General features: G+C 61.8%; 14 protein-coding genes. 6 read left to right on the forward strand and 8 right to left on the reverse strand.

The annotated features are described in order from the left end of the window. Nucleotides 1–4 precede the first annotated feature (4 nt). The 3 genes from prfB to C6Y62_RS01335 all read right to left on the reverse strand — a co-directional run bounded on the left by prfB (nt 5) and on the right by C6Y62_RS01335 (nt 5,353). Nucleotides 5–1,136 (reverse strand): peptide chain release factor 2 gene (gene prfB, locus C6Y62_RS01325; RefSeq protein ID WP_157066641.1). Its coding sequence is split into 2 segments (ribosomal slippage): nt 5–1,066 and nt 1,068–1,136, totalling 1,131 coding nucleotides; the frame shifts between segments, so codons are not numbered across the junction. A 148-nt stretch (nt 1,137–1,284) separates the two neighbouring features. Continuing rightward, on the reverse strand, nt 1,285–3,786 hold the full coding sequence (locus tag C6Y62_RS01330; protein WP_245281844.1) for a penicillin-binding protein 1A: 2,502 nt from the start codon (nt 3,784–3,786) through the stop codon (nt 1,285–1,287). Nucleotides 3,787–4,066: 280 nt separating this feature from the next. Next, entirely contained in the window at nt 4,067–5,353 is a 1,287-nt protein-coding gene (locus tag C6Y62_RS01335) for an N-acetylmuramoyl-L-alanine amidase (protein ID WP_173952492.1), read from the reverse strand. A gap of 931 nt (nt 5,354–6,284) precedes the next feature. Between C6Y62_RS01335 and C6Y62_RS01340 the strand changes: the two genes are divergently transcribed. Further along, nucleotides 6,285–9,539: an Rne/Rng family ribonuclease gene (locus C6Y62_RS01340; RefSeq protein ID WP_173952493.1), complete on the forward strand. Its 3,255-nt coding sequence runs from the start codon at nt 6,285–6,287 to the stop codon at nt 9,537–9,539. 391 nt (nt 9,540–9,930) lie between these two features. On the opposite strand, the gene C6Y62_RS01345 is transcribed toward C6Y62_RS01340, so the two are convergent. Further along, nucleotides 9,931–10,647, reverse strand: a complete 717-nt coding sequence (locus tag C6Y62_RS01345) for a Spy/CpxP family protein refolding chaperone (protein ID WP_173952494.1) — start codon at nt 10,645–10,647, stop codon at nt 9,931–9,933. 114 nt (nt 10,648–10,761) lie between these two features. Further along, complete coding sequence (locus tag C6Y62_RS01350; RefSeq protein WP_173952495.1) at nt 10,762–12,009, reverse strand: pyridoxal phosphate-dependent aminotransferase; 1,248 nt, start codon at nt 12,007–12,009, stop codon at nt 10,762–10,764. Nucleotides 12,010–12,268: 259 nt separating this feature from the next. Between C6Y62_RS01350 and C6Y62_RS01355 the strand changes: the two genes are divergently transcribed. After that, nucleotides 12,269–13,654: a M48 family metalloprotease gene (locus C6Y62_RS01355; protein ID WP_068460607.1), complete on the forward strand. Its 1,386-nt coding sequence runs from the start codon at nt 12,269–12,271 to the stop codon at nt 13,652–13,654. A gap of 68 nt (nt 13,655–13,722) precedes the next feature. Next, entirely contained in the window at nt 13,723–14,580 is an 858-nt protein-coding gene (locus C6Y62_RS01360) for a DsbA family protein (protein WP_068460610.1), read from the forward strand. A 126-nt stretch (nt 14,581–14,706) separates the two neighbouring features. Here the strand turns inward: C6Y62_RS01360 and C6Y62_RS01365 are convergent, their stop codons facing one another. From C6Y62_RS01365 to C6Y62_RS01375, 3 genes are all read right to left on the reverse strand, one after another. Next, nucleotides 14,707–15,054 carry a DUF4389 domain-containing protein gene (locus C6Y62_RS01365; RefSeq protein ID WP_068460612.1) on the reverse strand — a complete coding sequence of 116 codons (348 nt, stop codon included), beginning with the start codon at nt 15,052–15,054 and terminating at the stop codon, nt 14,707–14,709. Between the two features lie 114 nt (nt 15,055–15,168). Further along, nucleotides 15,169–15,555, reverse strand: a complete 387-nt coding sequence (locus C6Y62_RS01370) for a VOC family protein (protein ID WP_173952496.1) — start codon at nt 15,553–15,555, stop codon at nt 15,169–15,171. Between the two features lie 15 nt (nt 15,556–15,570). Beyond that, nucleotides 15,571–16,539 carry a 2-hydroxyacid dehydrogenase gene (locus C6Y62_RS01375; RefSeq protein ID WP_173952497.1) on the reverse strand — a complete coding sequence of 323 codons (969 nt, stop codon included), beginning with the start codon at nt 16,537–16,539 and terminating at the stop codon, nt 15,571–15,573. A 225-nt stretch (nt 16,540–16,764) separates the two neighbouring features. Here C6Y62_RS01375 and C6Y62_RS01380 point away from each other — a divergent pair, with 225 nt between their 5' ends. The 3 genes from C6Y62_RS01380 to C6Y62_RS01390 all read left to right on the forward strand — a co-directional run bounded on the left by C6Y62_RS01380 (nt 16,765) and on the right by C6Y62_RS01390 (nt 19,197). Further along, on the forward strand, nt 16,765–17,133 hold the full coding sequence (locus C6Y62_RS01380; protein WP_068460617.1) for a hypothetical protein: 369 nt from the start codon (nt 16,765–16,767) through the stop codon (nt 17,131–17,133). A gap of 568 nt (nt 17,134–17,701) precedes the next feature. Next, complete coding sequence (locus C6Y62_RS01385; protein WP_246274220.1) at nt 17,702–18,130, forward strand: hypothetical protein; 429 nt, start codon at nt 17,702–17,704, stop codon at nt 18,128–18,130. A 215-nt stretch (nt 18,131–18,345) separates the two neighbouring features. Then, on the forward strand, nt 18,346–19,197 hold the full coding sequence (locus C6Y62_RS01390; protein WP_173952498.1) for a sensor histidine kinase: 852 nt from the start codon (nt 18,346–18,348) through the stop codon (nt 19,195–19,197). The last annotated feature ends 29 nt before the right edge of the window (nt 19,198–19,226 follow it).

Below are 19,226 nucleotides of genomic sequence, written 5' to 3' on the forward strand. Positions count from 1 at the left end.
AAGCTTAGTCGAGGTCGGCAACGTCGACCGGACCGCCGCCCTTGATCCGCTGTGCCAGCGCACTTTCGATGAACTGGTCGATGTCGCCATCGAGAACCGCATCGGGATCGGTGCTCTGCGAGCCGGTGCGCAGATCCTTCACCAGCTGATAGGGCTGCAGAACATACGAGCGGATCTGGTGGCCCCAGCCGATCTCGGTCTTTGAAGCCGCCTCAGCGTTGGCCTTGTCCTCGCGCTTCTTCAGTTCCAGCTCGTAAAGGCGCGCCTTCAGCATTCCCCAGGCAATCGCCCGGTTCTTGATCTGCGACCGCTCCTGCTGACTGGCAACTGCGATGCCGGTCGGAATGTGGGTGATGCGGACGGCTGAGTCCGTGGTGTTGACGTGCTGACCACCGGCACCCGATGAGCGATAGGTATCGACCCGGCAATCGCTTTCGTTGATCTGTATGTCGATGTCGTCATCGACCACCGGATACACCCACACCGACGCGAAGCTGGTGTGACGGCGCGCGTTGGAATCGTAAGGCGATATACGCACCAGGCGGTGCACGCCCGATTCCGTCTTCAGCCAGCCATAGGCATCCTGGCCCTTGATTTCCATCGTCACGGATTTGATGCCAGCTTCTTCGCCGGGGCTCTCTTCCAGCGTTGAAACCTTGTAGCCGCGCTGTTCCGCCCACCGCATATACATGCGCGCCAGCATGGAGGCCCAGTCCTGGCTCTCCGTGCCGCCGGCGCCGGCATGCACTTCGATATAGCTATCGTTGCCGTCGGCTTCGCCAGACAACAGCGCTTCGATGCTGCGCCGCTCGGCATCGGCGGCCAGCTTCTTGAGCGAGGCTTCGCCTTCGGCCACCGTCGCGTCATCGTCCTCGGCTTCGCCAAGTTCGATCAGCGTCACGCCGTCGTCGAGACCACGCTCGATGTCCTGATAAATCGCGATCGAACGCTCAAGCTGCTGGCGCTGGCGCATGATCTTCTGCGCCAACTTCGGGTCGTTCCAGATGCTTGGATCTTCGGCGCGCTTGTTCAATTCGGCTAGGCGTAGCGGGGCAGTATCCCAGTCAAAGATGCCTCCTCAGAAGGCCAAGAGCCTCCTTGATGGAATCGACGAGCTTTTGCGCTTCGGCACGCATAGTTGCCCTCCGGGGGATGGGTGCGATTTCAGGATGTGCGGCTTGATATAGTCGCCGCTAACGAGACTGTAAACGCGGACGATACTGCGCGGGCCAATTGGCCATAGCGATCATTCGTTGCGCGCAGACTGCCCGGCATGACGCAATTTTACCAAAGACCGCCGCCGGAGCCGAACGTGGGCGCACGCCGACGCGGCGCGGGCTCGTAATATTCCTCTTCGATGCCGCCGGTCTGGTTATAGCCAGCACCACCACCGCCCTGATCGGAAAAACCGATGACGGAATAGGCGTCGTCCGGCTCTTCGTCGGGCTTGAAGGCTTCCATGAAGCTGTTGGGATCTTCCGCACCCGCGCGCAGGCCGGTCTGCAGGTTGACGCGCGCCAGCCGGATGCCCGGCGGAACACGGAACGGAGCGGCCGGCTTGTCAGCCAGTGCGGCCTTGATGAAATCGGCGAATACGGGCGCCGCCAGCTTGCCGCCGGTGTTGCCCTTGCCCATCGGCCTTGGCGTATCGTAACCGATGAAAACGCCGACCACGAGATCGGGCGAATAGCCGACGAACCAGGCGTCTTTTTCTTCGTTGGTGGTGCCGGTCTTGCCCGCCAGCGGACGGTCCAGTTTCTTCAGCGACTGAGCTGTGCCGCGCTGAATGACGCCTTCGAGAATGGAAGTCATCTGATAGGCGGTGTGCGGATCAATGATCTGCGGCCGGTCGTCAAAGATCTCCGGCTCTTCCTGTCCGTTCCAGGCTTCCGAGTTGCAGCCCTCACAGACGCGCCGATCGTGGCGCCACACCGTGCGTCCCCAGCGATCCTGAATGCGATCGATCAGCGTGGGGCGCACCTGATGGCCGCCATTGGCGATCGAACAATAGGCGGTGGCAAGGCGCAGCAGCGTGGTTTCACCCGCACCCAGCGACATCGACAGCACCGGCAGCAGATCGTCATAGATGCCGAACCGCTTGGCGTAATCGGTGATGAGCGGCATGCCGAGATCCTGCGCCAGACGCACCGTCATCTGGTTGCGCGATTTCTCGATGCCGAAGCGTAGCGTCGACGGACCGGCTGAGTGGGATTTCTCGTAGTTCTCCGGACGCCAGATGTCCTGCCCCGGCCCCTGCTCAATTTCGATCGGCGCATCGAGAATGATCGACGTCGGCTTGTAGCCATTGTCCAGCGCGGCCGCATAGACGAATGGCTTGAACACAGAACCGGGCTGACGACGTGCCTGAATGGCGCGGTCGAACTGGCTGATCGAGAATGAGAAGCCGCCCACATCGGCGAGCACGCGGCCGGTGTTGGGATCGAGCGCGATGATGCCGCCACCCACCTGAGGGATCTGCATCAACGTCCAGACGCCGGCCAGATTTTCAGGGTTCTTCGGCGCAACGTAAATCACATCGCCCAGCGCAACGACGTCATTGATCGTCTTCGGCGCAGTTCTCGTCTTGGCGGACCGGGCCCACTTCACTTCTTCGAAGGTCAGCTCGACGGCTTCACGCTTGCCGACCAGCGATCCGTCCTGCTGCTTCTCCGGACGCAAGCCGACAACAGCCTTGCCACCTTCAATCTTGAGAACCACACCGAGGCGCCAGGGCAGCAGCCCCGTCGGGGTCTTCACGTCGTCCAGCGCTTTGCCCCAATCGCCGTTGATGTCCAGCTGCTCGACAGGCCCTCGCCAGCCGGTGGTGCGGTCAAACGCGACCAGGCCATCGACAAGCGCGTTGCGTGCGAACTGCTGCAGACTGGGATCGAGCGTGGTGCGAACTGAAAGCCCGCCGCCGTAGAGCTTGTCTTCACCGAACTGCGACAGCAGCGTGCGGCGCACTTCCTCGGCGAAGAAGTCAGCCGCGAAAATGTGCGGGCCGGTCTGGCGCAGGTTGACGCCGAGTGGCTTGGCCTTTTCCTCCGCCGCTTCTTCAGCGGTGATATAGCCGTTTTCCATCATCTGGCCGATGATCCAGTCGCGCCGGATCAAAGCCTGCTTCTCGCGCCGGAACGGATGATAGTTGTTCGGGCCCTTCGGCAACGCTGCAAGATACGCGACCTCGGAGATGGAAAGGTCGTGCAGCTCCTTGTTGAAGTAGCTGAGGCTGGCTGCCGCGATGCCATACGCACCGATGCCGAAATAGATCTCGTTGAGATAGAGTTCGAGGATCTTGTCCTTCGAATAGGCGCTCTCGATGCGGACAGCGAGGATCGCTTCCTTGAGCTTGCGCTCCATCGAGCGTTCCGAACTCAACAGGAAGTTCTTCGCCACCTGCTGCGTGATCGTGGAGCCACCTTCGGCGCGCCGGTCGCTGCCGCTCATCTTGGCCTCGACGATTTTGAACACGGCGCGGCCGATGCCCTGAATGTCGATGCCGTTGTGCTCGTAGAAGCGCTTGTCTTCAGCGGACAGGAACGCCGCGATGACGCGCTTGGGAATGGTGTTGATCGGCACGAAGATGCGCCGCTCGCGGGCGTACTCGGCAATGAGCGAGCCGTTGTTGGCGTGGATACGCGTCATCACCGGCGGTTCGTACTTCGCCAGGCTTTCGTAATCGGGCAGATCCTGCGACGTCTTCCAGAGGATGTATCCAGCGCCAGCGGCGGCGCAGAGGAACACCACCACACCGGCAGCGAATGCGAAGCCCAGAAAACGCAGCAGCAGGCTCTTGCGCCGCTTACGCGGACGCTGCTGACGCGGAGGCGGCGGCTGTTGCTGCCTGCGACGAGGTGATTGGACGGGCGGATAGATAGGTTCGTCCGGGTATAGGGGCGGCTCGCGCATCAACCTCTAGGTCCGTTGATCCGTGCAGGGGCGGCGGGTCTGGCTTGTTTGCTGCGCGACCTCGACACGGGAGGGCGAACGCTGCGATCAAGGCACATTAGCACGGAATGTGGCATCAAGTCGTCGCCCTGCGGAGAATAGATAACGCTGAGACGGTTCAACGCGCCGTAGCCGTACGTCGGGAGAAATACGCATCAACGGCCGAACCAATCGAGGCGGCAACACGACGCTGCCACGCCGCCGACTGCAAAAGCTCCTCGTCCTTCGGGTTGCTCATGTAACCGAGCTCAACCAGAACGGACGGTGTATCTGCCTGACGCAGCACCTTGAATGCGGCCGAGCGCTGCGGACGGGAGGAAAGCGAGATGCTTTGGCCCATGCGCTTCACCAGGATGTTTGAGAAATCGGCCGAGAAGTTGGAAGTCTCGCGCTTGAGCAGATCAATCAGAATGTTGCGGACATCCCCTTCGCCCTCAAACGCTGACGTCTGCAAACCGGCAACGGCGTCCGAGTTGTTTTCCTTCTCGGCCATGCGGCGCGCCTCCTCGTCCGAGGCATCCTCAGAAAGGGTGTAAACCGTTGCGCCGCGAACATTTTTTGCCAGCCCCTTCTGGGCGATGGCATCGGCGTGGAGAGATATAAAGAGGTCGGCGTCCAGTTCGCGTGACATCTGCACCCGACGATCGAGCGGAACGAACACATCCGTTTTGCGCGTCATGCGCACATCGTAGCGGCCGCTGGAGGCAAGCTGCGACCGGAGCGCGAGCGCAACCGCCAGAACAACCGTTTTTTCTTTTACGTTGCCGGCGCTTGTCGTCCCCGGATCGATGCCACCGTGGCCAGCATCGATCACAACCAGCGGCTTGGCACGCGTCACCTTGGGGGCGCGCTCACTCTCAACGCCCGCCGATCCCGGCGATGGCGGAGAGGCACTCTTGGCAACTTCCCGCTGCGGCACGGGTGGTGTGGGTGAAGGTGACGGCTGTGCCTGAGCACCCGCACCCGTTCCGGCCCCGAAGGCGTGCGCCGAAGTTGGGACCAGTTCAATGATCAGCTCAACCGCCTGACCATCCTTCGGGGTCATCGCCGCGTGCTTGATGACAACCGGGCCATTCGCATCCATGACGATGCGCGCCTTGCCCTCCGACACCAGTCCATACCGGAATGCGGAAATCAGGCCGTGGCCCTTTTCGCCTGAACCTTCAGGCAGATGGAACGCAACCTCGGGGAGGTCGACGACGACGCGATAAGGATCGGCGAGCGTAAAGATCTCGGCCCGCACGCCGTTTGAAAGGCCGAGCCGGAATGTCGTCTGTTTGCGGTCCCCGGTCAGATCCGCATGCTTGGCCTGCGCGGCCTTGGTCTTCCGGTGGACACTGGCGGTCTGGGCATCGGCATCAGGGCTCGCCGTTAAATTCAACGCGAGCACAACAACAGCCGCCAAAACCAGCCGCGTTACATAGAGGGATGCGCCTCGAAATCGGAAAAAAGGTTCAGGAGCGGCCGCAGCGCGGGTTTCAAGGTCGCGATGCCACCGCGCCCTCGGCAAAACCCAATGATTATGTTGCAGATGCTGCTGCATCCTCCCCCGCCGGTCAGCGGCCCCCTGCGCAATCATTTTAACCAAACGTTTTCCGATTTTCCTACAAATTGCATGAGGTTGGTCGAAAAGCTCGCGCGCCGTGACTTATAACACGCTTGCAAGCCTACCGGCGAACCCGTACTTTCAACGTCGTTGATGCAGTGGCGCTCTTGCTTGGACATTTGTGCGCCGCAAGAACGAGTCGGACGGGCAACCGCTCAATTCGTTCGCGCCGGTTCGCCGTTCTCCGCATGGGACGGAGCCTCTGCAGCTTAGGATCAGTGGTTCGCTCCCGCGCCCGCATGCTTGCGCTCCGGGTCTTTTTGATCATGGAGCCTTTGCCCAACAGGGCCGAGCTTGCGCCCGGCGTGACGTAAACTGCCTGATTCCGCGGCAATCATCGCCCGTGCGCTCCGCCACATCGCCAGTGAAAGGCTGGCGAGAGGAGCAGGCGGCGTACCGCCCGGCCACCCCTTCCGACATGGGGGAACTTACAGCGGCAGCGTGACCGCTCGCTTCCGTGTTCGATGGTGAAAGATTTTTTCGCAATGCTGAACTTCGGTACCAGCCAACTGCAGGCTCCTGCGCGCTACCGTCGGCGCCGCGGAGAACGTCCGGCGCTGTCCGGCTGCGGACGGCTGTGTGCTGCGCCTCCATCCCCAACTTTTCATCTAACCAACAAAATCAAGCGCGCCTCAGATTGGCGCCGCTCCGTCCGTCACCCAATTCGTAGTCAGCGGATTGAGGCTGCAAGCGGCAGAGGGGCCAGCCCGCGCGCCAAGGAACCCCCAGCATGTCCAACAACAAGATGCTTATTGATGCCACGCATCCGGAGGAGACCCGGGTCGTGGTGCTCCGGAACGGCCGGGTAGAGGAGTTCGACTTCGAATCCGCAGCCCGCAAGCTGCTGCGTGGCAACATCTATCTGGCAAAGGTAACCCGGGTTGAGCCGTCGCTGCAGGCGGCATTCGTGGAATATGGCGGTAATCGCCACGGCTTCCTGGCCTTCAACGAAATCCATCCGGATTACTATCAGATCCCCATGGCCGACCGTCAGGCGCTTCTCGATGAAGAAGCCGCCGCGGAAGCTGCTGAGGAAGCGGCTGTCGACGCGCACGCCGAAGCTCTGGCCCGCCGTCAGGCTGCTTCCGGAGCAGATGACAGCGATGACGACGACGCCTCGCACGATGATGGCGACGAGGTGGTCGATATTATCGATATCGAGCCCCACGCCGGTGACGACTCCGACGATGACGACGCCGACCATGCCGCCGACGCGGATGGGTCCGATGCGCCGCGCGCCAGCTATACGGTGGCTGAGGCCGTTACCGCCGATGATCGCCTGACTGAAAACGTCGGCGACAACACCTCCTCGGCCGCCAACGAAAACACCTACGTCGATGTCGACTTTTCGGTGCTTTCCAACGTGCCTGCCGCAGAACCGGTTGATGCCTCCGCCGGTGACGCAGCCGCCACCGATGCCGGTGACAGCACCGCCGTCGCCGTGCGCAGTGGCAAGGATAGCGCCGCCGCTGAGGTTGAGCACGTCGCCACCGGCGAAGACGCGCTGGAAGAACTGGTCTCGCGCCCGCGTCGCCGTCCCCGCAGCTACAAGATCCAGGAAGTCATCAAGCGCCGCCAGGTCATTCTGGTGCAGGTCGTCAAGGAAGAGCGCGGCAACAAGGGCGCTGCTCTCACCACCTACCTGTCGCTGGCTGGCCGTTACACCGTACTGATGCCCAACACCGCCCGCGGTGGTGGCATCTCGCGCAAGATCACCCAGCCGCAGGATAGAAAGCGCCTGAAGGCCATTGCTGCCGAGCTGGAAGTGCCGGAAGGCATGGGCCTGATCATCCGCACTGCCGGTGCTGCGCGCACCAAGCAGGAGATCAAGCGCGACTTCGAATACCTGCTGCGCCTGTGGGAGAGCGTGCGCGACCTGACGCTGGAGAGCCAGGCTCCCGACCTCGTCTACGAGGAAGGCGACCTCATCAAGCGCTCGATCCGCGATCTCTATAATAAGGACATCGATGAAGTCGTCGTGGCTGGCGATGAAGCCCACCACGAGGCCAAGGACTTCATGCGCATGCTCATGCCGAGCCATGCCAAGAACGTGACGCTGTATCAGGAGCCGGAACCGCTGTTCACGCGCTTCCAGATCGAGCGTCAGCTCAACGCGATGTTCAGCCCATATGTGACGCTGCGCTCCGGCGGCTATCTGGTCATCAACCAGACCGAAGCGCTGGTGGCCATCGACGTCAACTCCGGCAAGGCAACGCGCGAATTCTCGATCGAGGAAACCGCCTATCACACCAACCTTGAGGCCGCCGACGAGATTGCCCGTCAGCTCAAGCTGCGCGATCTCGCGGGCCTCATCGTCATCGACTTCATCGACATGGAGGAGAAGCGCAACAACCGTGCGGTCGAACGCCGGTTGAAGGAAGCGCTGCGCTTCGACCGTGCCCGCATTCAGGTTGGCCACATCAGCCACTTCGGCCTGATGGAAATGTCGCGCCAGCGGTTGCGCACCGGCGTGCTGGAAGGCTCGACCTCGCAGTGCCCACACTGCCAGGGCACCGGCATCATCCGCTCCACCGAAAGCGTTGCGCTGGCGGTTCTGCGCGGGCTTGAAGACGCGATCATGGCCGGGGCTCGCACCTCACTGATCGCGACCACCACCCCCAGCGTCGCGCTCTATATTCTCAACAACAAGCGTCCATTCATCATCGACATGGAAGCCCGTCTGGGCCTGCCGATCATGGTGACGGGCTCTGACAAGCTGGCCGGCGCCAACTTCACGATCGAAAAGGGTGCCGCTCCGGTGCAGGCGCCGCGCCGTGCTGAACGCAATGTCGTCAACATGGAAACCGGCTTCGAAAGCGAAGACGAAGGCGGCGTCTATGAAGGCCGCGAGGCGAACGGGCACAGCCACAGCCAGTCGTCGCAAGGTCACAGCCACAGCCATAGCGAGCGTGAGCACGACCGCAACGGTTCGTCGGAAGAGGGCGGCTCGCGTCGCCGCCGTCGTCGCCGTCGCGGTGGACGCCGTGGCGAGCGCGAGAACGGCAATGGCTATGCCGCCGACAGCGCCAGCGACAATGGCGATTACAACGCCGAGCATGAGCATGACGACGCTCCGCAGGAATTCGACGGACTGGAAGATGCATATGCGTCGGAAGGCGGCGATAGCGCGGAACATCACGACGAAGCGCACGCCAGCAATGGCGACGGCGAAGGCGGCTCCGAGCGTTCGGGAGGCCGTCGGCGGCGCCGTGGCCGGAGGGGCGGTCGGCGTGGTCGTGAGCGCAACGCTCAGCGCGTTGAGGGCGAGGCTTCGGACGATCATGGGCCGCAAGATTACGCGGTGAGCGCGGATCAGCCCGACTATTACACGACTGTCGGCGACGGCTCTGATTACGTTGGCGACAACGGTGATGACGCCGGCCACCGGCATGACCATGCCGACGTTGCCGGTGTCGAAACCGCATCGGAGCGCGTCAGCGAGCGTGCAGCCGATGTCGTAGCTGAGGCTGCTCCCGCGCAGCACAGTGAAGCAACTGTCGAGAGCGCGGCTTCATCTGCTGAAGCTGATCGCAGCGTCGAGCCATCGTCTGACGCAGCCACGCCAACGGCTGCAGCTGAGGCTGACAACGCGACTGAAGAGAAGGAAAGCACGCCGGCTCCGCGCCGTTCACGGGCTTCCCGCTCCGCCGCTAAAGCTGCCGCTGAGGCTGAGGCCGATGCCGATGCCGATAAGGACGCTGCCAGCGACAGCGAATCTGCCGCTGCCAATAGCGACACAGAACGTGCCCCGGCTCTTGCCACCGTCAGCAATGGCGCGGCCGATGTCGAACACGCCTCTGCGCCCGCTGCTGAAGCGGTGGTCGAGCCGGCTGCATCGCCGCGTCGATCCAATGTCACTGGCGAGCCGCGTCTTGAGCGTGTCGTGATCAGCCAGTCGAGCGATGTCGAAGTCGTCACCGAGGAAGCCGCACCCACAGCCCCTGCACGCAAGGGCTGGTGGCAGCGCAAGCTCGGCGGCGAATGACGGCACACGGCGCGAAAGCTCGGCGCGCACAATTGCGCCGGGCGTTACCTCGCCGAAAAGCGCCCATCGCATAAAAACAAAAAGGCCAGAGCAGAAATGCTCCGGCCTTTTTGTTCTTCGTAGCGGACTGCGGATTTAACGCGGGGGGAAGGACGCAAGTCCGATCCGCTGGAAGCTAACGGGAGGGGAAGAGTCGAGGGGAACGCGAAGTAATAAGAGGAGCGCATCGGCGACTTTGTATGTCTGGCATCCAGAGGTTACGCCTCGCGCTTTTGCGGACCTGGAGCCTTTCAGCGGCTCCAGGTGTTTGTTGTGTCGTGCTTGTCGGAAAACCGGTTACCACTTTTCCGGAAGCACTCTCAATCATCGAGGGAAGCGACGATGGTTAGGGTCAGTCTGCATCCGGTGCTTCAGGAGCGTCAGGGGCATCCGGGCCAGCATCGGCATGCTGAGGTCCATGGCCACCGTGCGGGCCGGGGCCGCCATGACGCGGGCCGTGATCACCGTGCTTGCCGTGGTGACCGCGCTTGCCCTTGTCACACATCTTCTTGCCGTGGTGCTTGCCCGCGTGATGCGGGCCGGCGGTGAAGCGTGCAAGGACGTGATCGGCCACTTCCTTCTGTTCATCGCTGAACGATTCATAAAGCGGCTTCAGCGTCGCTGCGAATTCCTTGGAGCTGGCCGCGCTCTTGGTCATACGCTCGGCCATCTTCGTCATGCCTTCGCTGCGCTTCTCAACGCGCTCAAGCAGGTCTGGACGCTCACGCTTCTCGCCCTTTTCCTTGGCTTCCTTGCGCTCGGCGCGGCGCTCTTCAAACTTCTTTTTCCACTCGTCGCGCTGCTGCTTGCGATCGGCAGCACGGGCGCGGATCTGCTCTTCCAGCGGCGCCCAGAGCTTTTCCTGCTCCGGCGTCAGGTTCAGCGCAGTCTTGGCCTTGGCGATGTCTCCATCAAGCAAACGGGCCATTACTTCCGGCGAAGGGCCGCGATGCTTGTCGCTGCGCTCAACCGCTGGGCCATCAGCCGGCGGCTGCTGTGCCAGTACGATGGTGGCCGGGATAGTCGCGGCCATCAGCGTTACGGCAAGCGCGCGTGACAGTTTATTCATGGATTCTGCTCCTGATCCGTTTTCACCAGCAGCCGGGGGATTGCCGCTGTTGAACCTTAGAACGCAGTCGCATCTCCAATCCGTCGCGCGCCGACGAAAAAGTTTGAAAGAATTCTACGCTCTGTCGCCCGCCCACACCTGCAGGCGACGCGCCGCTTCCGCCATGTCGGCGGTGGTCCCCGCATAGGAAAATCGCAGGAACTGGCCGCCACGCTGGGCATCGAAATCGTTACCCGGCGTTAAGGCCACGCCAGCTTCATCAAGCAGAGTGCGCGCCAATGCCGCCGCATCCAGAGGGCCGGCGTCACGCAGAAACGAGCCAACGTTACAATAAAGATAAAATGCGCCATCCGCCGGGGCGAACTGCGTGAAGCCTGCTTTCGGTAGCTCCGCCAGCAACAGCTCGCGATTGGCAGCGTACACGTCGCGATTGGCTTCAAGCTCTTCGCGCGCATCGAATGCACCGAGCGCGGCGGCCTGCGCGATCGACGGCGGCGAAATGTAAAGGTTCTGTGTCAGGCGCTCGACCGCGCGGATCAATCGTTGCGGCACAACCATCCAGCCGATGCGCCAGCCCGTCATCGAAAAATACTTCGAGAAACTATTGATGACGATGGTGTCGTCGCTGCACGCAAGCGCGGTGTCGGCGGGGCGTGTGTACGTCAGGCCGTGATAGATCTCATCGGAGATGAAGCGCACGCCGTGCTGCTGACAGACATCAGTCAGCGCGCACAGCCGCTCCCGCGAAATCATCGTGCCGGTTGGATTGGCCGGGCTAGCGATCAGCAGCCCCTTGATGCCGTCGCGCTTGATGGCACGCAGCACGTCGTCAGGATCAGGCATCCAGTCATTTGAAGGCCCGGTTTCAAGCAGCACCGATCGCTGCCCCAGCGCCGACAGGATGTGCCGATAGCAAGGGTAGCCCGGCGACGGCAGCGCTACAGTATCGCCAGCATCGAACAGCGACAGAAACGTCAGCACGAATGCTGCGGACGATCCTGCCGTGACGGCTATGCGCTCGGGCGCAACGTTGAGGCCATGCTGGTCTGCGTAATGGCGCGCGATGCGGGCGCGCAATGCGTCGTTGCCCAACGCCATTGTGTAGCCAAGCGTATCATTCTGCAGCGAACGGGCGGCGACGTCGCGCGCTACGCGCGGTGCGGGTGTGCCGGGCTGCCCCACCTCCATGTGGATGATGTGCCGGCCGGCGTTTTCAGCTTCCAGCGCCGCCCGCATGACGTCCATGACGATAAAGCTGGGGACATCACTGCGCAGCGATGCAATCTGCCCCGCTGCGTCTGCGGTTGCGGTTGCCAGAGCCGCGGAAGCCGCCGCCAGTCGGTTCACCTGTTGATCTGTCATAGATTTTCCATCACGCAGATGTCATTGGGCATATTCGGGTTTTATCCGCATCGCCCCAAAACCGCCCACCGGACCATCCAGAATGCGCATCGCGGCGCAATGCGGGTGCCGGACGGCTGTATTTAGATCCGGTCACACAAGCGGTTTATAGGCCGTGGCACCGTCCCCATCCATGCCTTACGTTGACGCCGTTCAGGGCCACTACTAGGCTCGCAGCCGACCGTAAATTCCCTGTCAGGAGAGCTGGGTTCTGCCGACGATGCTGTCAATCACCAAGACAAAGTGGTCGCGGTTCGCCGCCTTCTTCGGGCTTTTCTGCTGCGCCTTGGTGGCAAGCCTCCCGCAGGATGCGTCCGCTCAGGGCGTGCCGCTCATCCGCGACACCGAAATCGAGAACGTGCTGAACGACTATGCGCAGCCGCTGTTCAAGGCTGCGGGCTTCGGCGCCGGTCGCATCCGCATGCGCATCGTGCAGAGCGATGCGTTCAACGCTTTCGTGCTCGATGGCAAGAACGTGTTCGTGCACACCGGCACGCTGATGCAGGCCAACACGCCGAATGAAGTGATCGGCGTGATCGCGCACGAAACCGGCCACATCACCGGCGGCCACATGGCTGCTTTGCGCGCGCGCATCGCCAAGGACCAGACCCGCGCGCTGCTGGCGCAAATTCTCGGCATTGGCCTGATGGTGGCTGGCGGTGTTTCCGGTTCTGACAGCCTCGGTGGCGCCGGTCAGGGCGTGATGTTCGGCGGCAATGAAGTGATCATGCGTTCGTTGCTGGCCGAACGGCGGCAACAGGAATCCGCTGCCGATCAGGCCGGCCTGACGCTGCTGAACGCAACCCGGCAGTCCGGCCGCGGTATGCTGACGACGTTCGAGCGCTTCGCCGCGCAGGAGTATATCTCCGACGCGCAGAAGGAAGCGTTTGCGCGCAGCCATCCCCTTTCTACTGATCGTCTCGCGCGGTTGCGCAAACTGGTCGAGACCAGCCCCCACTACGGCAACAAGGACAGCGCCGAACTGCAACTGCGCCACGACCTGATGCGCGCCAAGCTCTCCGGCTATCTGGAAAAGCCGCAGACGGTGTTCAACCGCTATCCCGCCACGGACAATTCGCTGCCCGCACGCTATGCGCGCGCGCTGGCCCGCTTCTTCCAGGGCGGACCGGGGGCGCTGGATGCCGCGATGGCTCAAGTGGATGGGCTACTGGCAACCCGGCCTGACTATCCCTATTTCTGGGAGGTGAAGGGCGATCTGCTGATGCGGTCCGGCCGTACAAGCGATGCTATTGCGCCGCTGCGTCAGGCTCTGAAGCTCGCCCCCAATGCCAGCCTGATCCGCGTTCAGCTTGCTGGCGCATTGCAGGAGACGCAGGGCGAACAGGGTGTCAATGAATCCATTACGCTGCTGCGCAAATCGCTTATCGAAGATGAGAACCCGCGTGCCTATCGTCTGCTCGCCAACAGCTATTACAAGATGGGCCGACGCCCTGAGGCCGACGCCATGATCGCGCAGGCCTACTTTCTCGAGGGCAACCTCAAGCAGGCTCAACTGTTCGCCAAGCGCGCCCAGACCAAGCTGCGTCAGGGCACGCCGGAGTGGCTGAAGAACGACGACATCATTAACTACAAACCACAAACCTGATCGCTCGCCTGCGCTCTGCGTTGCCATCTAGCTTTAGCGCTGCGACATCCCTTGAAAGGCTATTCTGCATGTCAAATCCCCGTCCGCCGCTGCTGCGTGTGCTTGCTGACAGGCCAGCAGCCTGGCTGGCCATTCCTGCCGTAGCCGCACTGGCCGGCCTGGTTCTGCTCGGTCAGTCGCTGGTGTCATCGCCAGCCGCCAACGCCCAGGCCGACGCGCCAGCCGCAGCCGCATCGGGTTCATTCTCGGCGCAGCAGCGCAGTGACATCGAAGCGATCGTGAAGAACTATCTGGTCACGCACCCGGAGATTTTCCTTGAGGTGCAGACCGCGCTGGAAACCAAGATGGAGAAGGAGCAGGCCGCTCGTCTCAAGTCGGTCATCTCCGAGAACGCGCGCGACATCTACCGCGATCCCAAGGCTGACATCGCCGGCAATCCCGATGGCGACATCACCGTGGTCGAGTTCTTCGATTACAACTGCGGCTACTGCAAGCGCGGCTTGGGCGACATCGTCAAGCTGGTTGAATCCGACCCCAAGGTGCGGGTCGTATTCAAAGAGCTGCCGATCCTTTCCAAGGGCTCGGAAGAAGCTTCCCGCGTGGCACTCGCTGCTGGCCAGCAGGGCAAATACTGGGAACTGCATCAGGCTATGCTGAACGCCAAGGGCGTGCTGAACGAGGCTACAGCGCTGCAGCTCGCCACCAAGCTTGGCCTCGACATCGACAAGCTGAAGAAGGACATGAACTCGCCGGAAGTGCTGGCTGAGCTCGCCAAGGCTGAAGAGCTGGCGAAGAAGCTGGGCGTCAACGGCACACCGCACTTCCTGGTTGGCGATCGCGCTATTCCGGGCGCTCCGGGCGACCTTTTCGAACAGCTTACGGCCCATGTCGGCGAGCTGCGCAAGGAAGGCTGCTCTTACTGCTGATCGCTGCGGGATAATGACTTACATAAAAGGCCGGGGTGGAGCTTCCATCCCGGCCATTTTTTTGGCGCTCGTTTTTGTTTGGCGCTCGGCGACTCCCCTCCGGGGAGCCGGCCGCCGAGCGCGTGATCAAAACTCTGTCGGCTTATCGCGTTCCGCCACCAGCGCTCGCGATGCCGTTGGCCATGCGGCCCACGGGAACGGTTTTTCCTCCGACGCGCAGGTCAGAAACTTGGCCGTGTCGCCAAGCCAAAAGGCCAGCGTTTCACCGAAGCGCGTAAGCTGCGCGTTGGGCGCACCGGAAAACAGCAGAAACAGAAACTGCGCGATTGCCGTCAGCGACAGCAGCGTCTGGCCGACGCCAAAACCAAGCGCCAGCACAACCATATAGAGGCCGCGCATCCAGGTCGTGCCGTTCGTGAAGCTTGAACGCTGCGCGTCGGTGCGCTGCGTAGTCGAATGATCGATCTGGGTCATCGGGTGTGCTCCTCATCGCATCGATCCCAACTGCATTGCAGATCCCGCAACGCGCCCCGAGCATCCCTCCGCGTGCTTACTGTTTTCTTAGCCGACCCACCGAATGGCCGGAAATCAGTTCCCCGCCGATACAATTTCCATGAGCTGGAATACGTTCCCTTCCGGGTCGCGGCCATCGCACAGCGGCCCCGTCAATCCCGGATAGGATTTGACCGGGCCCATGTCGACACCAAGCGCCACCAGCCGCGCCCGCATGACATCAATCGGCTCACTGACTGAGAACACGAGCTTGGCGTTGTTGTTGTCGCCGCGCCAACCGCCCGGCGGAGCGACATATCCGGCCCCGGCCTTTAGCAGTCCGATCTCGCACGGCCCCGCCTGCAGCACCGCCCATTCGCCTTCGATGTGCTGGCCCAGCAAGAAGCCAAACGCCTCCCGGTAAAATACCGAGAGGCGCTCGACGTCTTGAACATAAAGGATGATCCGGCTGAGCTGGGCCATCGCTTCTGAACCTTATCAGGCCAGCTTGAACGGCATGTCCTTGCCGGCGAAGAAAGCGTCGATGTTGTCGAGCGCTTCAAAGCCCATCTGGTTGCGCGCTTCGATAGCGGCCGAACCCAGATGCGGGAACAGGAATGTGTTGGGCAGGTCGTAGTAGCCCTCGTTGATCTTCGGCTCGCCCGCGAACACGTCGAGGCCGGCATAGGCCAGACGGCCAGACTTCAGCGCCGCGATCATGTCTTCGTCATTCACCAGATCGCCGCGCGCGGTGTTCACCACGATGGCACCCTGCGGCAGCTTCTCGATTACGTCCTTGTTGAAGAAGTAACGCGTCTCGGGCGTCGACGGTGCGTTGATGGAGAAGAACTCCGAAACGCTCAGCAGGCTGTCGAGGCTGTCGTGATAGACGGCGTTGTACTTCGCCTCGACCTCGGGCTTGGCGCGGTAGATGTCGAAGTAATGGATTTCCATGTCGAAGCCACGCGCGCGCTGCGCCAGCGCCTGGCCGATCTTGCCGAAGCCGTAGATGCCGAGCTTCTTGTTGTCGAGGCGCTGACCGACGAGTTGCAGCGGCTGCCAGCCCGGCCACGAACGCGTGCGGATCATGCGCTCGCCTTCCGATGCACGGCGGGCCGCGCCCAGCAGCAGCAGCATGGCGATTTCAGCGGTGGCGACTGTTACGCCATGTGGAGCGTTGCCGACCTTGATGCCGCGCGCCTTGCAAGCTTCCAGATCGATATGGTCAAAGCCGATCGAGAACGTGGAGATGCACTTGATGTTCTCGGGGATCTGATCGATCACCGCCTTGGGACACTTCTCGTTCAGGGTCAGAAGAATCGCGTCGACAGACTTCGCGGTCTCCAGCATCTCCTCGATGGTGATCTTAGGATCATCGCCATGGGCGATCACATCGTAGGTGGCGCGGGCGCGCTCCATGGCTGCGGGCGGCAGGGGCCAGGTGATCAGGATTTTCTTCTTGCTCATGGGAACGGGTTCTCCCCCTAAGGTATGAGTGCATCGTTGCTGGCGCGATCCATGCCGCAATGGGGCCGCTCTGACAAGCGCGGCGATGCCCTACAGCAACGCTTTGTTCACCATGCATAGTGAAACTCTGCCGGTCTCCAATCTGCAAATGCTGCGAATGCAGCAAATGCCGCACCTGCGCGTGCGGGCGGTACGGATCGCCCCACGGGTGAAGGTCACCCGCCAATGCTGAAAGTCGTCGTCGCCGTACTGGCCGTTCTCGCAGTTGCGAAATTATGGGCGCAGGATCGCCTGTATCGGGATGGCGCTGAAGAAGCGCTGCTGCAGGCCTATCGTGACCGCGCCATCGCTGCCTGCCAGAGCGCACCGCCGGAAGTATTATCCGCGAGCGCAATGCCATTATGGACCCAGCCCGCATCGGTGGATCTGGTCATCGGACGCACGGATGTCGATGTCCACATCTGGCAGCTCGACAGCGAGCACTGGCCGGCCCGCTTCCGCCATCCGCATGTGGTACTGACCCTGGATGACCGCGCTACGCCGATCTGCCGCTACGACGTTATTGAAGGCCGCGCCTACGTCACACAGATGTAGCTCCCTCATCCGTCGGTCTGTCCGCTGACATCCGCCCCGACCGCGCGCGCAATATCCAAAGCCGTTGTGCAGGCACGCGAGCGGCACCTGCGTTCGCTGCGCTGCAATGCAATTGCGCGTGGCTCACGGGACTCCTCCCAATGCAGCAGCGTGGCTGTGTCCGAAGCACATCAGGACAGGGAATAATTCGCGGATCACGGCTTCATGCCGCCTCGGGGGTTGTTCAGCAGTCTTCGGAGTTTGACAGGCCTCATACTGACGGTGTTACCTGCCCAAAAAGGGCGCTTCACAGCCTGCATCAGGCCGGCGGCGCACTTAACGATAATCGCAGGAGAAACGGCGGACCGGCCAAGCGCCGACTACCGTTGTGGGGGAGGACTGACGACCATGCCGAGCACCGACGCCATGTAACAACAGCCGCAACAAGCGAACTGCAATTCCGTCTCCGCGGCTGCCGGCCGCGATCCATCATCCGGCTTTCAATGGGCAAAATCAGGAATGCTCCTTACAGCCCGCAGGAAGCCCAAGCTAAGCAAACCGATGAACGCGGTTGCCTCCTGTGAGTGATATGAAATTCTCAACTGCCCTCGCCGCCGCTGCGGCCCTCAGCTTTCTCGGCGCCCTCGCAACTGCGCACAGCGCTGCCGCTGAAGACATCACGCTGGAACTGAACAAGCTTGAGAAATCCGAGAAGGGCTGCCGCGCCTATATCGTCGTCTCGAACCCGACGTCCACCAGCTTCGACACCTACAAGCTCGATCTGGTGCTGTTCCAGACCGATGGCGTCATCGGCCGCCGTCTGGCGCTGGATCTGGCCCCCGTCCGCGCCGACAAGCGCACGGTGAAGCTGTTCGACCTTGAAGGCACAGACTGCAACGGCATCGGCAGCTTCCTCGTCAACGACGTCCTGGACTGCCGCACGGCCGAAGGCCCGGTCAACGCCTGCCTGGCAGGTCTGAAGGTCCGCTCGCTTACCAAGGTCGATATTTCAAAGTAAGCGGCTGGACGCACCTGACGGAACAAACTTGGGCGGCTGGAAAAACGGCCGCCCTTCCCTTCGCATCGGCTATTGCCTCGTGTCAGAGGCCGCGCCGACCGTGCCGCGCCGAGACGGCACGAAATGTTTTATTCGTTCCAGGACCAGACGTCGGTTTACCGCTCGTTATTATCTCGCCCAGTAGGGTGCGAACTTAACCAGCGGCAAATGCGGCAATGTTCACGGGTCCAATCGGTAAGCAGAAAAATACGTCGTTGATGAACGAGTACGCGTCGCTGCTCGGCGATGCGATCCTTCGTCATCGCGCCCGTGTTGCTGAACGCTCGGCGCGTGTTGAAGCCGAGCTTGCCAGCAAGGTCAAATCCGAATTCATCGCCAACATGAGCCACGAGCTGCGCACGCCGCTCAATGCCATCATTGGCTTCTCGAAGCTTATGTCGGAACACAACGAGCGTCGGCTTTCCGACGCCGATATCGCCGACTATGGCGCGCTTATCCATGACGCTGCCGACCATCTGCTGGCCGTCATCAACAACATCCTCGACATCTCGAAGATCCAGAGCGGCAAGTTTTCGATTGATCTGCGCGACATCGATGTCGGCGAAGTTCTGCACGTTTCGGCCGCATCTTTGCGCCTCATCGCAGAGAATGCCGGCGTAGCGCTGAGAGAAAACATCGACCGCGATCTGCCATCGGTACTGGGCGACAGCGTGCGCCTGCGTCAGGTGTTCACCAACCTCATATCCAACGCGCTGAAATTCACCACCAGCGGCGGCACCGTAACAGTCTCAACTGCAGCCAGCGGTCCATTTGCCATTGTCAGCGTCAACGACACCGGCGTCGGCATGACCGAGGATGAAATCGCAGTGGCGCTCACCCCGTTCGGGCAGGTGGAAGCAAGCCACAACCGCTGGCGCGAAGGCACCGGACTTGGACTGCCGATCGCCCGCGCGCTCGTGAAGCTGCACGGTGGCGATCTCAAAATTGAAAGCACAAAGGGCGTCGGCACCACTGTGAAAGTGATGCTGCCGATTGCCGACATGGGACGCGGGGAAAGCGCAGCATGAGCGACGCAGCAACAATGCAGCTTGCCACG

The sequence above is a fragment of the Hyphomicrobium sulfonivorans genome (assembly GCF_013306565.1).
Lineage (GTDB): Bacteria > Pseudomonadota > Alphaproteobacteria > Rhizobiales > Hyphomicrobiaceae > Hyphomicrobium_A > Hyphomicrobium_A sulfonivorans.